Annotated in this window: 18 protein-coding genes, 2 pseudogenes and 1 riboswitch; of the genes and pseudogenes, 6 read left to right on the top strand and 14 right to left on the bottom strand. The window is 45.5% G+C overall.

Annotated elements, in window-relative coordinates; translation table 11 throughout:
- Positions 1-4 precede the first annotated feature (4 nt).
- A pseudogene (locus PUR_RS13690) lies at positions 5-735 on the bottom strand (DMT family transporter); the annotation flags it as partial.
- Positions 736-946: 211 nt separating this feature from the next.
- Here PUR_RS13690 and PUR_RS13695 point away from each other — a divergent pair.
- The gene (locus PUR_RS13695) at positions 947-1,843 is read left to right on the top strand and encodes a LysR family transcriptional regulator (protein ID WP_179035722.1); all 897 of its coding nucleotides are present in this window, start codon (positions 947-949) and stop codon (positions 1,841-1,843) included.
- Positions 1,844-1,849: 6 nt separating this feature from the next.
- Here the strand turns inward: PUR_RS13695 and PUR_RS13700 are convergent, their stop codons facing one another.
- Positions 1,850-2,164, bottom strand: a complete 315-nt coding sequence (locus PUR_RS13700; RefSeq protein ID WP_179035723.1) for a DMT family transporter — start codon at positions 2,162-2,164, stop codon at positions 1,850-1,852.
- Positions 2,161-2,502, bottom strand: coding sequence for a DMT family transporter (locus PUR_RS13705; protein WP_232101876.1), 342 nt, complete (start codon positions 2,500-2,502; stop codon positions 2,161-2,163). The genes PUR_RS13700 and PUR_RS13705 overlap by 4 nt, the downstream gene beginning before the upstream one ends.
- Positions 2,503-2,595: 93 nt before the next feature.
- Positions 2,596-2,696: riboswitch (guanidine-I (ykkC/yxkD leader) on the bottom strand.
- Positions 2,697-2,910: 214 nt separating this feature from the next.
- Here PUR_RS13705 and PUR_RS13710 point away from each other — a divergent pair.
- Complete coding sequence (locus PUR_RS13710; protein WP_179033490.1) at positions 2,911-3,153, top strand: hypothetical protein; 243 nt, start codon at positions 2,911-2,913, stop codon at positions 3,151-3,153.
- A 156-nt stretch (positions 3,154-3,309) separates the two neighbouring features.
- Here PUR_RS13710 and PUR_RS13715 read toward each other — a convergent pair whose 3' ends face one another.
- Together PUR_RS13715 and PUR_RS13720 are read right to left on the bottom strand one after the other, a co-directional pair.
- A complete protein-coding gene (locus tag PUR_RS13715; protein WP_179035725.1) occupies positions 3,310-4,152 on the bottom strand; it encodes a GNAT family N-acetyltransferase in 843 nt (280 codons plus the stop codon).
- Positions 4,153-4,458: 306 nt separating this feature from the next.
- Positions 4,459-5,442 (bottom strand): bile acid:sodium symporter family protein, encoded by a 984-nt coding sequence (locus PUR_RS13720; protein ID WP_179035726.1) that lies wholly within the window; start codon positions 5,440-5,442, stop codon positions 4,459-4,461.
- A gap of 665 nt (positions 5,443-6,107) precedes the next feature.
- On the opposite strand from PUR_RS13720, the pseudogene PUR_RS13730 reads away from it, so the two are divergent.
- Positions 6,108-7,149, top strand: a pseudogene (locus tag PUR_RS13730) (IS630 family transposase).
- Here the strand turns inward: PUR_RS13730 and PUR_RS26305 are convergent.
- From PUR_RS26305 to PUR_RS13765, 8 genes are all read right to left on the bottom strand, one after another.
- Entirely contained in the window at positions 7,146-7,280 is a 135-nt protein-coding gene (locus PUR_RS26305; protein ID WP_269474657.1) for a hypothetical protein, read from the bottom strand. The pseudogene PUR_RS13730 and the gene PUR_RS26305 overlap by 4 nt on opposite strands.
- A 113-nt stretch (positions 7,281-7,393) precedes the next feature.
- On the bottom strand, positions 7,394-7,828 hold the full coding sequence (locus PUR_RS13735) for a protein-tyrosine phosphatase family protein (RefSeq protein ID WP_179035727.1): 435 nt from the start codon (positions 7,826-7,828) through the stop codon (positions 7,394-7,396).
- Between the two features lie 59 nt (positions 7,829-7,887).
- A complete protein-coding gene (arsA, locus tag PUR_RS13740; protein WP_179035728.1) occupies positions 7,888-9,657 on the bottom strand; it encodes an arsenical pump-driving ATPase in 1,770 nt (589 codons plus the stop codon).
- A 17-nt stretch (positions 9,658-9,674) separates the two neighbouring features.
- Positions 9,675-10,037 (bottom strand): arsenite efflux transporter metallochaperone ArsD, encoded by a 363-nt coding sequence (gene arsD / locus PUR_RS13745; RefSeq protein WP_179035729.1) that lies wholly within the window; start codon positions 10,035-10,037, stop codon positions 9,675-9,677.
- Between the two features lie 59 nt (positions 10,038-10,096).
- The gene (arsC, locus tag PUR_RS13750; RefSeq protein WP_179035730.1) at positions 10,097-10,516 is read right to left on the bottom strand and encodes an arsenate reductase (thioredoxin); all 420 of its coding nucleotides are present in this window, start codon (positions 10,514-10,516) and stop codon (positions 10,097-10,099) included.
- 20 nt (positions 10,517-10,536) lie between these two features.
- Complete coding sequence (locus tag PUR_RS13755) at positions 10,537-11,832, bottom strand: arsenic transporter (protein WP_179035731.1); 1,296 nt, start codon at positions 11,830-11,832, stop codon at positions 10,537-10,539.
- A 15-nt stretch (positions 11,833-11,847) separates the two neighbouring features.
- Positions 11,848-12,192, bottom strand: a complete 345-nt coding sequence (locus PUR_RS13760) for an ArsR/SmtB family transcription factor (protein ID WP_179035732.1) — start codon at positions 12,190-12,192, stop codon at positions 11,848-11,850.
- An 89-nt stretch (positions 12,193-12,281) separates the two neighbouring features.
- On the bottom strand, positions 12,282-13,010 hold the full coding sequence (locus PUR_RS13765) for an SDR family NAD(P)-dependent oxidoreductase (protein ID WP_179035733.1): 729 nt from the start codon (positions 13,008-13,010) through the stop codon (positions 12,282-12,284).
- Positions 13,011-13,148: 138 nt separating this feature from the next.
- Here PUR_RS13765 and PUR_RS13770 point away from each other — a divergent pair, with 138 nt between their 5' ends.
- The 3 genes from PUR_RS13770 to PUR_RS13780 all read left to right on the top strand — a co-directional run bounded on the left by PUR_RS13770 (position 13,149) and on the right by PUR_RS13780 (position 15,119).
- Positions 13,149-13,598 (top strand): MarR family winged helix-turn-helix transcriptional regulator, encoded by a 450-nt coding sequence (locus tag PUR_RS13770; protein WP_179035734.1) that lies wholly within the window; start codon positions 13,149-13,151, stop codon positions 13,596-13,598.
- 171 nt (positions 13,599-13,769) lie between these two features.
- Complete coding sequence (locus tag PUR_RS13775; protein ID WP_179035735.1) at positions 13,770-14,588, top strand: arsenite methyltransferase; 819 nt, start codon at positions 13,770-13,772, stop codon at positions 14,586-14,588.
- Between the two features lie 33 nt (positions 14,589-14,621).
- Positions 14,622-15,119 (top strand): arsinothricin resistance N-acetyltransferase ArsN1 family A, encoded by a 498-nt coding sequence (locus PUR_RS13780; protein WP_179037912.1) that lies wholly within the window; start codon positions 14,622-14,624, stop codon positions 15,117-15,119.
- Positions 15,120-15,225: 106 nt separating this feature from the next.
- Here the strand turns inward: PUR_RS13780 and PUR_RS13785 are convergent, their stop codons facing one another.
- On the bottom strand, positions 15,226-16,785 hold the full coding sequence (locus PUR_RS13785) for an IS1182 family transposase (RefSeq protein ID WP_179035736.1): 1,560 nt from the start codon (positions 16,783-16,785) through the stop codon (positions 15,226-15,228).
- Between the last annotated feature and the right edge of the window lie 208 nt (positions 16,786-16,993).

The raw sequence follows: 16,993 nt of genomic DNA on the forward strand, positions 1-16,993 counted from the left end.
AGGTCAAGGTACTAGTTTCAGAAGCACTAAGATATCTTAAGCTTCTAAGTAGCAGTAGAAAGCTACCAGGGTTCCAAATATGATAATAAATAGAACCCCTGCATAAGTTGGGAAAGACCATTGCCCCTCAATTTGCCAAGGAGGATGAATGAAGCTAAGTGCTAAGCCCCCCACTAACATTCCCCAACCTACTACAATATCAGATCCCCACTTTAGCAGTAATCGATAAGGTTGCAAAGTATAGAAAGCGAGTGCAAGCGCCGAACTCAATCCCCAAAATAGTGCCCATCCAGAAATGGATAGACTATGAATATTTCCATGTGTAACAAGAAAAAAAGTTCCTAAAATAGCTAGCGATACACCACTGACTTCTTTTAAAGTAGGCAGTCGTTTAGAACGAATGGCTAAATAACAAGTAATTATTGCAGGACCTAAAAACTGAAGCACTGTAGCCGTGGCTGCATTTCCATGTTGAATCCCTGCTAAAAAACTATATTGAAGAGGTAACATACCTAAGATACTAAATAGTGTAAGGCTTAATCCATCTCTTCTATTTTGCCAAACTTTCCATATATGATTTTTATCTCTTCTATAAGAAAATGCTAACAATAAAACACCTGATAATAATAAACGTACGACAGTTAACCATTCTACACTCAGATTTTGTTCTTGAAACACATACTGAGCAACAGTACCTGATACTCCCCATAATATTGAGCAAGTTAGTATTAACATAATTCCTTTTGTTCGCGAGTAAGATTCCGTTGCACCCGCCCCATCCCAGCCCACGATACGTGGTTTCAGTTTATTGGTCACTGAAATCATTCCTTTCTTGAGTCTTACTACAAAAAAATGATATCAGTAGACATATTCATGCGTCCAATTTATGATAATTATCAAAAGGATACATTACAGTAATGTATCGTAAAAGAGAGGTGCTCTTTAAATGGAGTGGAATCAACTCGAATATTTTCAAACGGTAGCTCGGATACAGCATTTTACTCAGGCTGCAAAAGTGCTGCATATTACCCAGCCTGCTCTTAGCCGTTCCATCGCAAAGCTTGAAGAAGAGTTGGGAGTTCCGCTTTTCGAACGCCAAGGTCGAAAGGTTTGTCTTAATCGGTATGGGAAGATGTTTCTGAAACGAATAGAGGTGGCAATTTCAGAGGTTGAAAAAGGAAAACAGGAACTGTTGGAAGAACTAAATCCAATTTCCGGCAGCGTTTCGTTAGCTTTTTTGCATATAATTGGAACTCAAATGGTACCTAGAATACTAAGCGAGTTTGGCAAAAGATACCCTAACATCCGATTTGAACTTTCCCAATTTTCCAACGATGCAGCGATGCAAAAACTAGAGCAAGGTAAGTGTGATTTTTTCATAACCTCTTCCACCGTTTTAAAAGAAGGGATACTGAAACTAGATTTACTGACGGAAGAATTATTTGTCACCGTTCCAACCGAACATCATTTATCGAAAAATAAGGAAATCGATCTTTATCAAATTATGGATGAACCCTTTATAGGCATTAAATCCAATTGTGGTTTGCGAGATACTTTGTACCTTTATTTTCATAAAATGGGGTTTACTCCTAAAATTAAGTTCGAAGGTGATGAGGTCATTACTGTTGCCGGACTCGTATCGGCAGGACTTGGTGTCTCGATACTTCCTGCCGCTCCTGCACTACAAATGGACGGCATTTCGTGGCTGAAGCTTAAGGAGCCGAGGTGTACCAGAAACATTGGCATTGCTTGGAGTGAAAATCATTATATGCCACCTTCCGCACAGCTTTTCAGGACATTTATTATCGAACAGTACGCAGATAAAACAGTTGAGATGTCGTAAATTAGGTCAACTGACAAGTTTTAAACCTACTGCAGATCCAAGTACCATAGCAATAAACACGATTCTCAAGGCATTACGGGATTCCCCATAAAATATCATGCCGAGAATAGCTCCGCCGGAAGCACCTATTCCAGTCCAAACCGCATAAGCCGTTCCCATCGGAAGGGTGTTCATAGCCAGTGACATGAATAAGAAGCTCAATCCAAAGCTTATAATCAGGAGAACAATGGATAACAGATTACGGTCTTTGTGCAACTTGTTAATCATGAGAACCCCTGTCATTTCAAATATACCTGCCAAAATAAGAAATACCCAATTCATGACTTATGCAGCTCCTTTGTTTTTTCCTTACTTAGCATTTTAAGACCAATCACTCCAAGTAAAAGAACTCCAATAAGCAATATTTTTCCGGTTTGTACAGCCGCATTGAATAAAATAATCTCTGCGAGTACGGTCCCTGCTGTACCCAAGCCAACGAATACGGCATATACGGTACCCACATCAAGTGAGCGGGAAGCAGCGATCATTAAAGTAAAACTGACGAGGATGGCGATCAGTGTAGCACCCCATTCAAGTAAACCTTCAGCATGTTTCAGTCCAATGACCCAACCAACCTCAAAGCAAGCTGCAATAATGACGGACAACCAAGTTTTATTGATTTCTGTCACACTCCTTATTTCATTTACATATAGTAGTGGCTCCATTTAGCAACAATAAAAAAGCCTGAGAAACAAACTGCAAATAAGCAGTTCATCTCCCGGGCTTTTATCCCTCCGTGACACAGCCTAGAGGCTGTGAGTCTTCTCTCGGACCAGACCGACACGACTGTCGCGGAACCCTAGAAAACATTTAAATTTCATATGTTCTTATTATACACACTTCCTTTTCATTGACCCCCCCTCTTTTCGAATCCATCCTCCTACTAATGTTTAACGTTGATTTTATCGGGTTAGGATTGCTTTCTCATTATTTGTCCTGTTCTAGTTGTGTGGACTAATTTATTGCATATTCAGCATGACGGAATTATGCTAAATATGCATAGATAATGAACATTTCGGAGGATACATATGATTGCTTTGGAAATAAATCAATATGACCTGATTAAGCCGATGTTTGCTGAGATTCCGGGTTGTCTATGGATTGTCGCTGTAATGGAAGAAAGAAAAATTGGAAATGTGTATGCCTATCTCGTTATTATGGGAATCGGCATCATCGGTTTGCTGCTCTCCTTCTTCATCAAACAAGTTGGGCAAGCATCCGAGAAAGAGTCCGAAATGAAGTTGAAAAAGATAATTGCGGAAGAAGCCTGAGATCTCCAGTCATTAATAGAAAAGCAGGTGACTACTTACTTTACACGGTAAGTGGTCGCCTGCTTTTATGATTTACGCCAAGTTTTGTCACGGATTAAATGCTAATATGGAGCTAGTTCCACCAAAATCTTTAATCATCGCAAACGGTCGCCTTTTTTAAAAAGGCAGCCGATAGTAAGGCAAGGTGACCGTCGGACGAAAGCCCAGCCTCTGCGCCAGATTGTAAGATCCTTTGTTTTCCAGTCGGCAGGCCCATACCGGCTCCAGATTACGCTCTAGACAATAGTCGATTAGCGCGGAGCATACGGAGGTGGCATATCCTTTTCCCCGGTGGGCATCTGCCGTCTCGATTCCAATCTCAAGCTGACTGGCCGTTATGAAGGCCGAGAATGAGGAAGAAGCGACTTCTCCCTCCTGCAGCAGGGAATAACCTACGCCCTTCTCGGCAAAATGCTCGGCATCCCGCCAGAAGAAACGAGGAACTACCGATCCGCTTTGGGCCAAAAACAACTCTTTGGTCATACTGACTACCGGCTCTTCGTGCCTCGGAAAATTCCGCTTCGCATCCAGGTAAGCGTCACGGTCAAAGCTGAAGTTGACTCTGGTGTTTCTATGAATCTTTTTGTTTTCCAAGTCTTCGAGCGACAACCCGCGATTCTCAAGACTGTCGTTATGGGAAGTTAGCATGGAATCAATGACCCTGCTCCATTCTCCGGCCGGATCGGCCTGCAGCCATTCCATCTGCTGCCTTGCTGCCGATTGATTGGTTATGTAATCAAATAGTCCGTGAGTGAATGAATCATCTCCCGAATCACCGAACAGCAGTGACATTCTATAGGGATGAGCTACATAAAATGCACGGGGATTCTCCCGGGAATCTACATATACATGGCCTGGAATATGTTGCCTCAATACCACTCCGGCAAACATTGTGTTAATTTTCACTTGGTCAAGCAGCGGCAGCGCTTTGTGATAATCCTTACGTTCGAGCTCAATCATTATTTGTCCCCCTCTATTTCCGATTAACAGGTGAAACAGCCAACGGAAGTACCATTTGTACACATGAGATTATTTTCAGGCATTCCATAGTGAACAAGGTAATGGAACGCGAGGAGCCGCGATACGGCAGTTCTTGCGGCACGGTCGTAAAGCCGATCGCCAAAAGTTAAGATGCTGTCTCACGCCGGACTCCCCATTAGCGCTCCTTCCCACTTCTCTTTTCCTGGCTAAGTAAAAATATAGAATATTTTAACACTTGAAGTCTGTACCGTCGACGCAAAGTATTAATATTTGTTCATATGAATCTTACTTTGCTTTTTTCAATGGGGAGTTATCGGTTGTGATCAGCTTAATGTCAGTTAATTTGCTCAGCAAGCTGCTTACCATAGATGCCATCAATTGTTGAACAAGCATGGCTAAACAAACGGGCAGCGCCGCGGCGGCCGGCAGGAACGTAGTCGCAATTACCGCTCCAGCGCTTATGTTACGCATTCCAACCGTGTAAGTCAGCGAAATCATGACGCCGGCTTCCTTCTTCCATCCCCATCTCCCTGTCGAATAGCCGAATAGGTAAGCGATGAGTGTTAAGAGAATCACTGTTCCGAGAATCCCCGCAAGCTTCCATTCAAAATGAATGAAGAACGGTGCGACGAATGCCCCGTTCAGCGCAACCACCCCTCCAAGCGCGATCTTGGACAACGGCGCGAGACGGGGCTTCCATATCCGGTTAGCCTGTCCCCTGGTAACATGATTGATGAACATTCCAAGCAGCGACGGAAACACGATCATTAATAAGAGTTTCCATACCATCCCCAGCGCATCAATATGCACCTCCGAAGCAAACAGTAAAGACAGCATTCCTGGAACGACAAACGGAGCAAGAAGAGTATCCAGCAGGATGACTGCAATCGTCAACGTCACGTCTCCTCCTTTGAGCGCTACCCAGAATAAGGTCGTAACGCCTGTCGGAATCGCGGTTCCGAGCACCAGGCCGGTAATCGTCTCAACATCCCCGCTAAAGAGCGCCATCCCGAGCAGCCATGCAACAATCGGCATGACAAAATGAAGAAGAATCAGAGCGCACAACATCGGCGCCGGCCGCCGGAACACACGGACGAAGTCTCTGGAGCTTGTCCCCAAACTTCCCGCGAGCGTCATAAAAGCAAATAACCAGGTGGATAAAAAACCGTATGGCTTCAACCATACAGTGAACAGCATGCCGGCAATCAGACTGGTGGGGGTAATCCATGGCAAGATCCGATCAAACATCCGGTTCATGGTAGTCAGCATGGGTTCGTTCCTATTAACATCATTCGTTTCCTCCTTCACTTCCGTTGGTGAATCACCCGGCTGACACCTCTTGGGTTATCTCAGATATACATTCTCTCATAATTCGAATGATATCTTCAATCCGGCAAGCAATTCTTCACCTCGCTGCCGGGCATTCTCGACAAGCCCTTCGGATTCGATGATTTCAAGACACCGCCTAAAGGGATATACCCGCTGGAAATACCCTTGGCGATGGTCATCACATCCGGCACAATGCCCCAATGCTCTGAAGCGCCGCCTTTCGCGACTGGTCGTGTTTTCCTGTTACTTAGCAGAAATATTCCGTTCACTCCACTTCAACATGACGTACTTTTTTATTTGCTCCACATTGCTTTATCCTCCGGTTTCGAAGACCTCTGCATCCCAGGGCATAAACGTACCGCATATAATCGTTCCTCTACCGGACTTCGCAACAAAATTTGCAAAATGAAGCAATAAATTATACCTGTCTTGGTATTCCAACTTAGCAGCAGTTGTTCCAAAATTATCAATATCCGTGCTATATACCCGGCGAAAAATAAATTGAGTTGAGCGATCATGCACAACCCACAAAGAAATAAATTCCAGTATAATAGTCTTCAATACGATGATTATTGGAGACGATACAAATGAGTGTACGAGTTGGTGTGGCAGAAGAACACAAAGCAGCAGCCATTCTGGAAATCAAAGCCGCGATGAAAATAAACAAAGATTTACGGATGCACGAAAGGTATCAGACGATCCTCCTGCTGTTACTTGGCGAATCCTACGAACGAATTTCCGAAGTGACAGGACGAACGGTTGCGACCTTATATAACTACAGCAAAGCTTACCGAGAGCAAGGGATGCAGGGGCTACAAATCGGACGTCCTCCAGGACGACATCGCTTGTTAACTGCTGAACAAGAGCAACAAGTGTATGAAGTGATAACGAATCAAACGCCCGAGGATCAAGGATTTCCTTCCCAGATGAACTGGACTTCTCCACTCGTTCGGAAATGGATCGAACAAAAGTGGAATATTCGGTATTCGGATCGAGGGACACGAGACCTTTTGTACCGTTTGAAGCTTAGCTTTACGAAGCCGACCTACACACTGGCTAAAGCAGACCCACAGAAACAAGAAGAATTCAAAGAACACTTTCAGGAGTTAAAAAACTCCTCGCTGGGCGCATCGACCGGATTCTGTTTGAAGATGAGTCCATGATCCGGGATTACCAAGCGCTTTCTCGTACCTGGTTTCCCAAGGGGCAGCAAAAATCATTCCCACCTACGGCAAGCATTGGGGAGCGAAGCTGATCGGGACGCTGGATTATGAATCCGGCGAAGTGTTTTGCGTACAAGAAGAACAGTATACCGCCAAAGAATTCTTGTCCTTTCTGGAACGCGTCTTGGAAAAGTATGAAGGCGACCGAATCGTGATGATTTTGGACAATGCACGAATTCATCACGCAGACCTCATCCAGCCTTTTTTAAAAGAACATCAAGCCAAACTCACCTTGGTTTATTTGCCTCCGTATAGTCCGAATTTGAACATGATTGAAGAATTGTGGGGCTGGTTAAAATCATCCGTAATTCATAATGTCTTCTTCGACTCGGTACAAAAAATTCGCAAAGTTGTTCAAGGATTTATCCGTTTGATTAATGAAACGCCCGCTGCCACAGTTGAACGCTTATGTCTTCAATTCTAAATATTAAATGCCGAATATATAAATACATCGAAATCCGGCAAAAGAGCTCGCAGTCCCTGCATAACCGTTGTTTTTCCTACACCACTGGCCCCTGTAACAATAAATAATGGCAATTTCAGATTCATATTCATAAAAAGTGACTCCCCCATTTCGGTATACCTCAATAAAATCGATAAAATGACAAAGAGACTATTCTCAAGGAATAGCCTCTTTAGCATAACGAACCCTTACATCTAACTAACGCTTAATGGGGATAGATCGCTTTTAACGCTTCCCATTGATTTGGCTTTACTGCAATGATGGGCCGTATGGCTTTAGCTTGTTTCTCGGCTTCTTCTAAAGACTCGGCAAGCCCCAATTCACGCAGTGTTCCGACCGCCACGGTACCCGTGCGTCCTTTTCCCCCGCCACAGTGAAAGGCAACTTTTTTTCCTGCTCGATAAGCGCCCACCACTTCCTGAATTGCCGTGCGGAAGAGCTCTCCTTCCGGCTCTGTTGCATGGTCTCCCAAAGGCACTTTAATCCACTGAACGGTATCTGTAGGATACGCGCATTCCTCAGCCTCTTCACGCAGATCCACGACTACTTCGACGCCTTCCTCCGTAACCATTTGTTCAACGTCTTGAGCTCCGCCAAAATAAATTTTGTCTTCTACCAAAGCTTGATAAGATTTAGTCATATGAATCTCCCTTTTGTTAATCTATTTAATCAAATTGGTACTACCTTTTTCCCCATCATTTAATGAAGGTGTGCAAGTTCCGTCAACTGCTCTACTCCGCGGATCTCTTTCGGCCTCCAAGGAATAATTACCGTTTGACCGCCGGACCTTTTGTTGATTTCCCGAATCCATTGAACCTCCGCCATGGCTCTGCCTTTCAATACCGGTTCCTCTGTCCCGGAGGCAGCCAAGCTCTGGTTGATGGTCCACCATCTTACGGAAATTTCAGCGCGCTTCAAGTCTTCTTCCAGCCGGGAGGCCTCATAAAAAGGAGTTGCTTCTGCTAAAGTCACGATAACAACTGCCGTTTCCTTAGCATTGCGGAGCCTCGGGAGAAGCTCTCGAACCGAATCCGGGACCAGACCTGCAGAACGGGCGACTTCCTTATGATATTCCTCGCTGGCATCCAGCAAAAGGATTGTATGGCCGGTAGGTGCGGTATCGATTACAACGATCTGGTCTTCTGATCGTTCAACGAGTTCAGCAAAAGCCCGAAATACAGCGATTTCTTCCGTACAGGGTGACCGTAAGTCCTCTTCAAGAAAAGCAAGGCTTTCTTCATCCAGCAGTTCGGCATTCTGGCTGATAACCTCTTGCCGATATTGATCAACTTCAGCCTTAGGGTCGATTCTGCTCAGGGATACCAAACCAGCATCACTGCCGAAAAGGGTCTCGATGTGTGCTGCGGGATCCGTTGTGCTGAGGTGTACGTTATGACCGCGTTCCGCCAAACCGACGGCCAGGGCGGAAGCGATAGTTGTTTTGCCTACCCCGCCTTTGCCCATCGTGAACAAAATGCGGATGCCGGCTTGCTCGACATCGTCGATCAGGGCAGACAGAGACGGCAGGTGGGGCGGCGCTTCCTTAGGTGCAGCTTCAAGAGAAACAGACTCAGCCGGTTTAAAGAGCTGCCGCATACTGGGGACTCCCAGAATGTTGAACGCGACCAGCGGAATATGGAATACAGGCAGATTTAAGAGTGCATCAGGCATCTCGCGTAAAGCGGTCCGCTGACGCTCATACAGCCCCGACGAAATCGAATCCTCGGACACCGGCTTTTGAAGCAGACCGTTAACTATCATTTTTTGATGGGTGATGCCGATATCTTTGAGTTCCTGAGCGGCCCTTGCCGCCTCAAGCAGGGGAGTTCGGTCCGGACGGGCAACTAGCACCAAAGTGGTTTCAAGGCTGTTTGATAACGTCCGCACAGCTTGCTCGTAGACATCTTTTTTATGCTCCAGTCCGGCCAGGGGGCCCAAACAAGAAGCCCCGTGAGTGCTTTCTTCGAGAAATCCGTTCCAGGCGTTTGGCAGCTGAAGGAGACGCAGCGTGTGGCCTGTCGGTGCCGTATCAAACAAGATATGATCAAATTGAGATTTTAACTGTTCATTGGTCAGGAGTGCCGTAAACTCATCAAAAGCAGCGATTTCTACCGTACAAGCGCCAGACAACTGTTCTTCCATGGTGGAGATTACCGAATCAGGCAAGACACCCCGGTAAGGAGCGACCACCTTCGCTTTATACTCTTCCGCAGCTGTCTCCGGATCTAAATTCGCCGCAAAAAGGTTGGGAACACTTTCAATCGGGGACGGTTGATTAGACAATTCCATTCCGAAGACATCCTGCAGATTGGAAGCCGGATCGGTGCTTACAAGCAGAACCCTTTTACCTGAGTCGGCCAGCGCTACCGCCGCTGCACAGGCTGATGAAGTTTTGCCTACCCCTCCTTTACCTGTAAAGAACAAATATGGAGTGCGCAGGATGGCTAATGGATCAAACCGGGTGGACATGTTGATCCTTCCTTCCCTTATTTTGATTTCAATTTTAGCTCTATACGCACCTTGGGTTTCTGTGTAAGCTCAGATGCCGGGATTCCTGTCCATTCTTCCAATTCTTCATTCGAGGGATAGCTTTGCTTCTTAACCACTTGTCCATCTAACAGAATAACTGGCAATACATCCGGTCCTTCGTCAGTAAGCAATTGCTTTATCAGAGTATTGGCTACAAAAGCATCCGGCTCACTGGTCAAATTGTATCGGGACACGTTAAATTCTTTCTTCTTCAAATTATGGACCACCGCTGAGATGCGGATCAATTCCGGGTCAACAACAGGGCCGCATACTCCAGTGGAGCAGCACATGGCCGGATCATAAATCTCTATGGATTTCATACACCGAATTCTCCCTTCTTTGAAAAAGAAGCCGGGATCTCTCCCGGCCGGACTATTCATTATTCGCCGGTTTCAGCAAATTGTTTAATGCGTGCTCCGACCTGATCACGGACCCGCTGGAACACCGCCCACTTATCTTCTTCGGTGCCCTGCGCTTTGGCCGGATCATCAAATCCCCAGTGTTCACGCTTCACCTTTGGAGGCGTAATCGGGCATTTATCCGCGGCATCTCCGCATAAAGTGACGACCAAATCTGCGTTATTCAGCAGCTCTGGATCAATAATATCGGAGGTTTGTCCCGAAATATCAATGTCCACTTCATTCATGGCTTGTACAGCTTTTGGATTCAGACCATGGGCCTCAATACCTGCGCTGTAGATATTCCAGCCATCACTCAGATATTTCTTTGCCCAGCCTTCCGCCATCTGGCTCCGGCAGGAGTTTCCTGTACACAAAAAGTAAATGGTTTTCTTATTCATGAGTCATCGTCTCCTTTAAATTAAAGAATGGTTAACCATATATAGAGTCCCAAAAGGGAGATGAATAGGGTTGGAATCGTCAAGATGATTCCTGTTTTAAAGTAGGTCCCCCAAGATATTTTCACACCTTTGGTTGAAAGTACATGCAGCCAAAGTAAGGTAGCCAGCGAACCAATCGGTGTGATCTTCGGCCCTAAATCCGAACCGATGACGTTAGCGTAAACCAAAGCATTTTTAATGATTCCTGTCGTGTGTGTAGCATCAATAGCGAGCGCATCAATCATGACCGTAGGCATATTATTCATGATCGATGAAATGATCGCCGCAATAAAGCCCATCCCCATCGTTGCGACGAATAGACCTTGATCGGCAGCGCCTTGAATCACATCAGCAAGGACATCCGTAAGTCCGGCATTTCGAAGTCCGTAGACCACGACATACATCCCTATGGAGAAGAATACGATTGCCCAAGGCGCCCCTTTGACCACTTCCATTGTAGGAACGAAAGGACTTCTTCTTGCCATAAGCAGGAAAAAGATCGCGATAATCCCGGCTACCACGGAAACCGGAATGTTCAGGAATTCACTGACGAAGTACCCGGCCAGAAGAACCGCAAGGACAAACCAGGATAACTTGAACATCCTCTTGTCTTTAATGGCCTCTTCAGGATGTTTTAACTGAGAGCTGTCAAATTGCCTCGGGATACTATTACGAAAGAAAATGAACAGCACCAGAATACTGGCAGTAAGCGAAAACAAAGTAGGGATAATCATATGTCCCGCATATTCCATAAAGGTGATTCCAAAAAAGTCCGCGGAAACAATATTGACCAGATTACTCACGACGAGCGGCAATGATGTCGTATCCGCAATAAATCCGCTGGCAATGATAAACGGAAATACTTTTTTCTCATCAAAGTTTAGCGCACGCACCATAGCCAGCACAATCGGAGTCAAGATAAGAGCTGCACCGTCATTGGCAAAAAAGGCGGCCACCACCGCGCCAAGAATGGTGACGTAGATGAACATCCGGATTCCATTCCCGCGTGCGGCTCTGGCCATATGTAGGGCAGCCCATTCGAAAAAGCCGATTTTGTCGAGGATTAATGAAATGAGAATGATCGCAATAAACGCTAACGTAGCGTTCCATACAATCAGGGTAACATCGAGCACATCATTAAAACTCACTACACCTGCTAGCAGTGCCAACACGGCCCCGCCGCAGGCCGACCATCCAATCGATAAATTCCGGGGCTGCCAAATGACAAAGATTAACGTAACCACAAAAATGAAACTCGCTAATAGTACCGAAACCAATCCGCTGACCTCCAATTATTCACATGAAATTCTTAGGCCTTTCTTACCCAGCTCTTCCAGCTCATGATCTTGTGAAGGAACGAAGGCAATCAATTTTTGAATCAACTCATTCTGAGAACTGTTTGGATTAATCGAATAATAAATCCATTGGCCTTTCCGATTTTCCTTAACAAGTCCGGCATCCTTTAGCTTTCGTAAATGCTGGCTGACTGACGGCTGACTCGTTTTGAAAATTTCAACAAGCTCGCATACACAGCATTCTTGCTTCTCCAGCAGCTTCATTATCGTTAGCCTCGTTTTGTCGCCTAAAAGCTTCAACGTCTGCGATACTTCGTCTAAATCATCCAGATTAATGCTCATGTCCCGCCTCCTTTCACCACATCATTATATAACTATGTGCTTATATAAACAACGGCTAATATACAGTCCTTCAATAGCTCTATTTAGCTTTATTTGGATATTTTAAAGCCTCCGTCAACAAATATGGTTTCTCCGTTTATATAATCTGCCATATCTGATAACAAGAATAAAATTACCTTTGCAATATCCACTGATGTCGCAATTTTACCAACTGGTATGATACTTTCAGAAAAAGCTCTTACTTCTGGATCATCAAAGGCTTGTGCTGTCATTCCAGTGTATGTAAACCCTGGCGCAACAGAATTCACTCTTATGTTGAATTGCTGTAAATCCAGTGCCATTGCCGATGTCAATGCGACTATCCCTCCCTTGGAGGCGGCATAGTCTGCCATATCCGGTCTAAATATTTTTGACCTTATACAACTAATATTAACAATGGCACCCATGTTATTTTTTATCATTTTTTTGGCGGCATGTTTCGTAAGAATGAATAGTCCGGTTAGATTTGTAGAGATGACTTTATTCCAGTCCTCCATGTTTAGTTCATAGAAGGGTACTGAACTTGCATATATGCCTGCACAGTTGGCAAGTCCGTCAATTTTCCCATACAATGCTTCAATTTCATCAATCGCATCGGTTACTTTGGGTTCATCTCTTATGTCAATAGGATAGTGTCTGTAACGTTCATCCGTTTGGGTGCTCTCATTCATATCCAACCCGACAACAGAAGCCCCATGTTCCAACAACAACTCGGCACAACTCCTTCCTATTCCTGAAGCGGAGCCAGAGACTACAATCGTTTTACCTGTAAAATTCATGTTTACCTCACACCCTCAATATTATTTGTTAAGTCCTGCCATCTACAGTATCGTACAATAAAAAGCAGAAAAAAAATAAGATATTTACTTGCATATTGCAAATTAATAAACTATAACTGAATCATGAGGTGAGACAAAATGGAAAATGCACGAGAATTATTTCAAATCATGACCCGGCGTTTTGGTTTGCTCAACAAAAATTGCTGCTCGGTTGGCGGGTGCGATATCTCTTTAGTCCAAAGTCACTTGCTTTATGAAATTGATCGCCGCCATAATCCTTCCATGCAGCAGGTTGCAGAAGCACTGGGAACGGAAATAACGACTTTTAGCCGGCAAGTACAATCACTGATTACGATGAATTTGGTTAAGAAAACTCCTGATCCTAACGATCGCAGGGTATATACCCTCTCCCTAACGACTGAAGGCAAAATGATTGCGGGCATGATTGATCATCAAATGAATGATTATCTGGATGAAGTCTTTTCGTACATGACGGAGTTTGAGAAAGAAACCGTATTACGCTCAGTAAAGCTTTTTAATGAGGCTATGGGGAAATCAAGCAGATGCTGCGCACCTGTAACCGGGTGATTTCTCTTGATCTATAATTGCAAAATGCAAGTTTTGTTATCAATCTTCACTAAGATTTATGATAAACATTCTCTAAGATCCATCCCCTCTTTGCTATGAGCCCTGCTGCTAGTCTTGGCAAGAACCTTCGATTTATGTTATGAAACTAAAATTCAAAAGGAGTGTTATCCAATGACCAAACTTACGAATGACCAAATTCGCCAAAACGTTAGAACCCGGTATAAACAGATCGCTGTACGTAAAATCGAATCGGGTACTTCATGCTGTTCCGCAGAGAGTTCCAACAGCTCAGCCGACTGCTGTGATACCCCTACTGACTTTAATGCGATCTCCAATAAACTCGGATATTCGATAGATGAATTAGCTGCAGTACCCGAAGGCGCCAATCTTGGCCTGGGATGCGGCAACCCGCAAGCCATAGCCGAGCTCCAGGCAGGCGAAACGGTTCTCGATCTGGGCAGCGGCGGCGGATTCGACTGCTTCCTGGCCTCCCGCCAGGTCGGCGAGACCGGTCATGTCATCGGTGTGGATATGACACCCGAAATGGTCAGCCGTGCTCGGGAGAATGCCGTAAAGGGCCATTTTACGAATACCGATTTCCGTTTGGGTGAAATTGAATATTTACCCGTGGCAGACAATACGGTAAATGTGATTATTTCCAACTGTGTCATTAACCTGTCCCCTGACAAGCAGCAGGTATTCCATGAAGCGTTCCGTGTTCTTCAGCCAGGGGGCCGCCTCGCTATTTCTGACATCGTGACGACTGCTGAGCTTCCTGCGGAAATCAAGGATGATCTTGATCAATTGTACTCCGGCTGTATTTCCGGCGCTTCATCGGTAAGCGCGCTGGAGTCCATGCTTGAGCATAGCGGATTTACCGATATTTCCATCGAACCTAAAGATGAATCCAAAGCTTTTATTAAAGATTGGGTTCATGGCTCCAACATTGAAAATTACATTGTGTCCGCAGTGATTAAGGCAACCAAATAATATTTAGGTCAAATCCATGGAGGGAAAATAATGATATCCACACTCACGGTTCGGCAAGCCGTTTCAGATGATATTGGCAGTATCCTTCGTATTTACAACCAGGGCATTGAGGACCGTATAGCCACACTTGAAACGGATGCAAAAGACTTGAATTACATGGATTCCTGGTTCCAAGACCATCAGGGCAGATATACTGTTTTGGTCGCTGAGAGGGACGATGAGGTGCTGGGATGGACTTCCCTCAATCCGTATTCTCATCGGTGTGCTTACAGCGGCGTAGCCGACCTCTCCATTTATATTGACCGTGAATCACGAGGACAGGGGGTTGGCAGCTCACTCCTTCAGGCATTGGAAGATGTAGCCAAAGAAGAGGACTTCTACAAAATCGTATTGTTTACATTTCCTTTTAATCAACAAGGCCAAGGGCTATATCGGAAAATGGGATATCGCGAAGTTGGTATTTTTGAAAAACAAGGAATTATGGACGATCAGCCTATCGATGTCATGATCATGGAGAAGCTGCTCAAATAAACATGCCAAAGGAAAGGAGCTGTCCCATAAGTAGTTCTTCTACGTCAGAGACAGCTTTCTTCATTCTAAAAAATCGTAAAAAGTCAGCAAAGCAGTGATTCTCCCGTTATTGGAGAATCGCTGCTTTGCGTTTTTGGTCCACTGCGGCTTGCTTCAGCACATTATGGGCAAGTGAAAGCCACCCGACCTCAAGCGTCACTTTCTCCATGCCGCGAAGCAGAAAACGCCGGAACCCTCGGTTGTTCTTCAGTTGTCCAAATACGCTTTCCGGTTCCGTCATTCGCCGTACCGTCAAAGCATAGCCGTCTTCACTTCGCAACATTTCCCTAGCCTGCTTCTGGTACCTTAGCCGTTCCAGACTGACGGCCACTTCCCGATTTCCTGCCGCTTTGGTGCAACGGTCCTTCAGTTGGCAACCGTCGCAGTTTTGGCTTCGGTAATGACGTTTGCGAATTTCATACCCACTTGCCAAGGTTTCCTTGCTTTCTCTGCGGAAATGCAGCATTTGTCCGGCCGGACAGGTCCACGTATCTTCGGCTTCGTCATACGCCCAGTTCTCAATCCTTCCGACCTTCTCTTTCCAGGCTTTACTCTTCTCTTGATGGTAGCTGCCGTATTTCACCACAGCCTGAATCTCTTCCTTTTCCAAATAGGCGTAGTTTTCTTCACTGCCGTAGCCTGCATCTGCAATGACCGTCTGTGGGAGTTTGCCAAGCATCTGCCTTGCCTTTTCCATATGCGGTTGTAGGCAGCGGGTATCGGTCGGTCTTGGGTGTAGACTGTAGGCTAAAATAAACTGGTTTTCGGTCCCAATCTGAACATTGTATCCCGGTTTGAGTTGACCGTTTCGCATGTGATCTTCCTTCATTCGCATGAAGGTCGCATCCGGGTCGGTCTTGCTAAAGCTATTCCGGTCGCCGAGCAACGCTTGGTACTGTTCGTACTTCAGCAGCCGGGGAAGCAGGTCTTTTCGAAGCTTACGAACCGCTTTCTTCAGGAGTTTATCTTTAGGCTTGTTCAGAAGCCGGGCTTCGAGTTCCTGGGTCACTTGTTCGAGTTTCTCGGCGCTAATCGCTGAGGACTCGCCAAGTTCAGCGAGATCGTTGCCTTGGTGTTTCGCTTCTTCTTGGTTCTCTGCAGCTTCGATGGTGGCAAACAGCGCGTGTACGTTCTCTTGCAGTTTGGTCTTATGTTTGCTGACCGCTTTGCCCCAAACAAACGTGTAGCGATTGGCATTGGCCTCGATCTTGGTGCCGTCGACAAAGTAATGCTCCAGGGAGATGTATTTTTCGTCCGCCAGAAATTGAAGAACGGCGGTAAATACGGTTTCGAGGACATCCTTCATCCGCTGAGAACGGAAGCGGTTAAGGGTGCGGAAGTCCGGGCGTTGTCGTCCGGCCAGCCACATGAAGGGAATGTTCTCCCGCACAGCTTTGGCCATTTGCCGGGAAGAGTAGATGCGCTGGGTGTAGGCATAAATAATGATTTTGGTGAGCATTTTGGGGTGGTAGCTGTCGCGGCCACCGCCGGGATAAGCGGCATCAAAGATCGAGTCGTCCAGGCGGTTTACGGCAGTGTTGATGACACGAACGAGGTGATTTTCTGGAATGTCTTCTTCTAAATCCATTGGCAGGAAAAGTTGGTCCATGGTATATTGAATGTACAAAGAAATCGCTCCTTTTAGAGATGGTGGGTGGTACTTCCATTTTACCAAAGGGCGATTTCTTTTTGTGTATTCAAGAAAGAATTTTAGTAACAGTTACAGCTGAAAGCAGCGGAGGGGACGGAATGATTGTGGAAAAGCGGTAGCGGTCGCCTTTGGGTCCGGATTTTCACCGCTAAGGGGAATGAAAAAAATCTGGACACAACAGCGA

The organism is Paenibacillus sp. URB8-2 (genome assembly GCF_013393385.1).
Classification (GTDB): Bacteria; Bacillota; Bacilli; order Paenibacillales; family Paenibacillaceae; genus Paenibacillus_AQ.

Coding starts and splice junctions, on each gene's coding strand:
- PUR_RS13775 (WP_179035735.1), top strand. CDS start 13,770: ATGACCAAACTTACGAATGACCAAATTCGCCAAAACGTTAGAACCCGG.
- PUR_RS13715 (WP_179035725.1), bottom strand. CDS start 4,152: ATGATTGAGCTCGAACGTAAGGATTATCACAAAGCGCTGCCGCTGCTT.
- arsC (WP_179035730.1), bottom strand. CDS start 10,516: ATGAATAAGAAAACCATTTACTTTTTGTGTACAGGAAACTCCTGCCGG.
- PUR_RS13700 (WP_179035723.1), bottom strand. CDS start 2,164: ATGAATTGGGTATTTCTTATTTTGGCAGGTATATTTGAAATGACAGGG.
- PUR_RS13710 (WP_179033490.1), top strand. CDS start 2,911: ATGATTGCTTTGGAAATAAATCAATATGACCTGATTAAGCCGATGTTT.
- PUR_RS13765 (WP_179035733.1), bottom strand. CDS start 13,010: ATGAATTTTACAGGTAAAACGATTGTAGTCTCTGGCTCCGCTTCAGGA.
- PUR_RS26305 (WP_269474657.1), bottom strand. CDS start 7,280: ATGAATATGAATCTGAAATTGCCATTATTTATTGTTACAGGGGCCAGT.
- PUR_RS13695 (WP_179035722.1), top strand. CDS start 947: ATGGAGTGGAATCAACTCGAATATTTTCAAACGGTAGCTCGGATACAG.
- PUR_RS13760 (WP_179035732.1), bottom strand. CDS start 12,192: ATGAGCATTAATCTGGATGATTTAGACGAAGTATCGCAGACGTTGAAG.
- PUR_RS13735 (WP_179035727.1), bottom strand. CDS start 7,828: ATGACTAAATCTTATCAAGCTTTGGTAGAAGACAAAATTTATTTTGGC.
- arsD (WP_179035729.1), bottom strand. CDS start 10,037: ATGAAATCCATAGAGATTTATGATCCGGCCATGTGCTGCTCCACTGGA.
- arsA (WP_179035728.1), bottom strand. CDS start 9,657: ATGTCCACCCGGTTTGATCCATTAGCCATCCTGCGCACTCCATATTTG.
- PUR_RS13770 (WP_179035734.1), top strand. CDS start 13,149: ATGGAAAATGCACGAGAATTATTTCAAATCATGACCCGGCGTTTTGGT.
- PUR_RS13720 (WP_179035726.1), bottom strand. CDS start 5,442: ATGCTGACTACCATGAACCGGATGTTTGATCGGATCTTGCCATGGATT.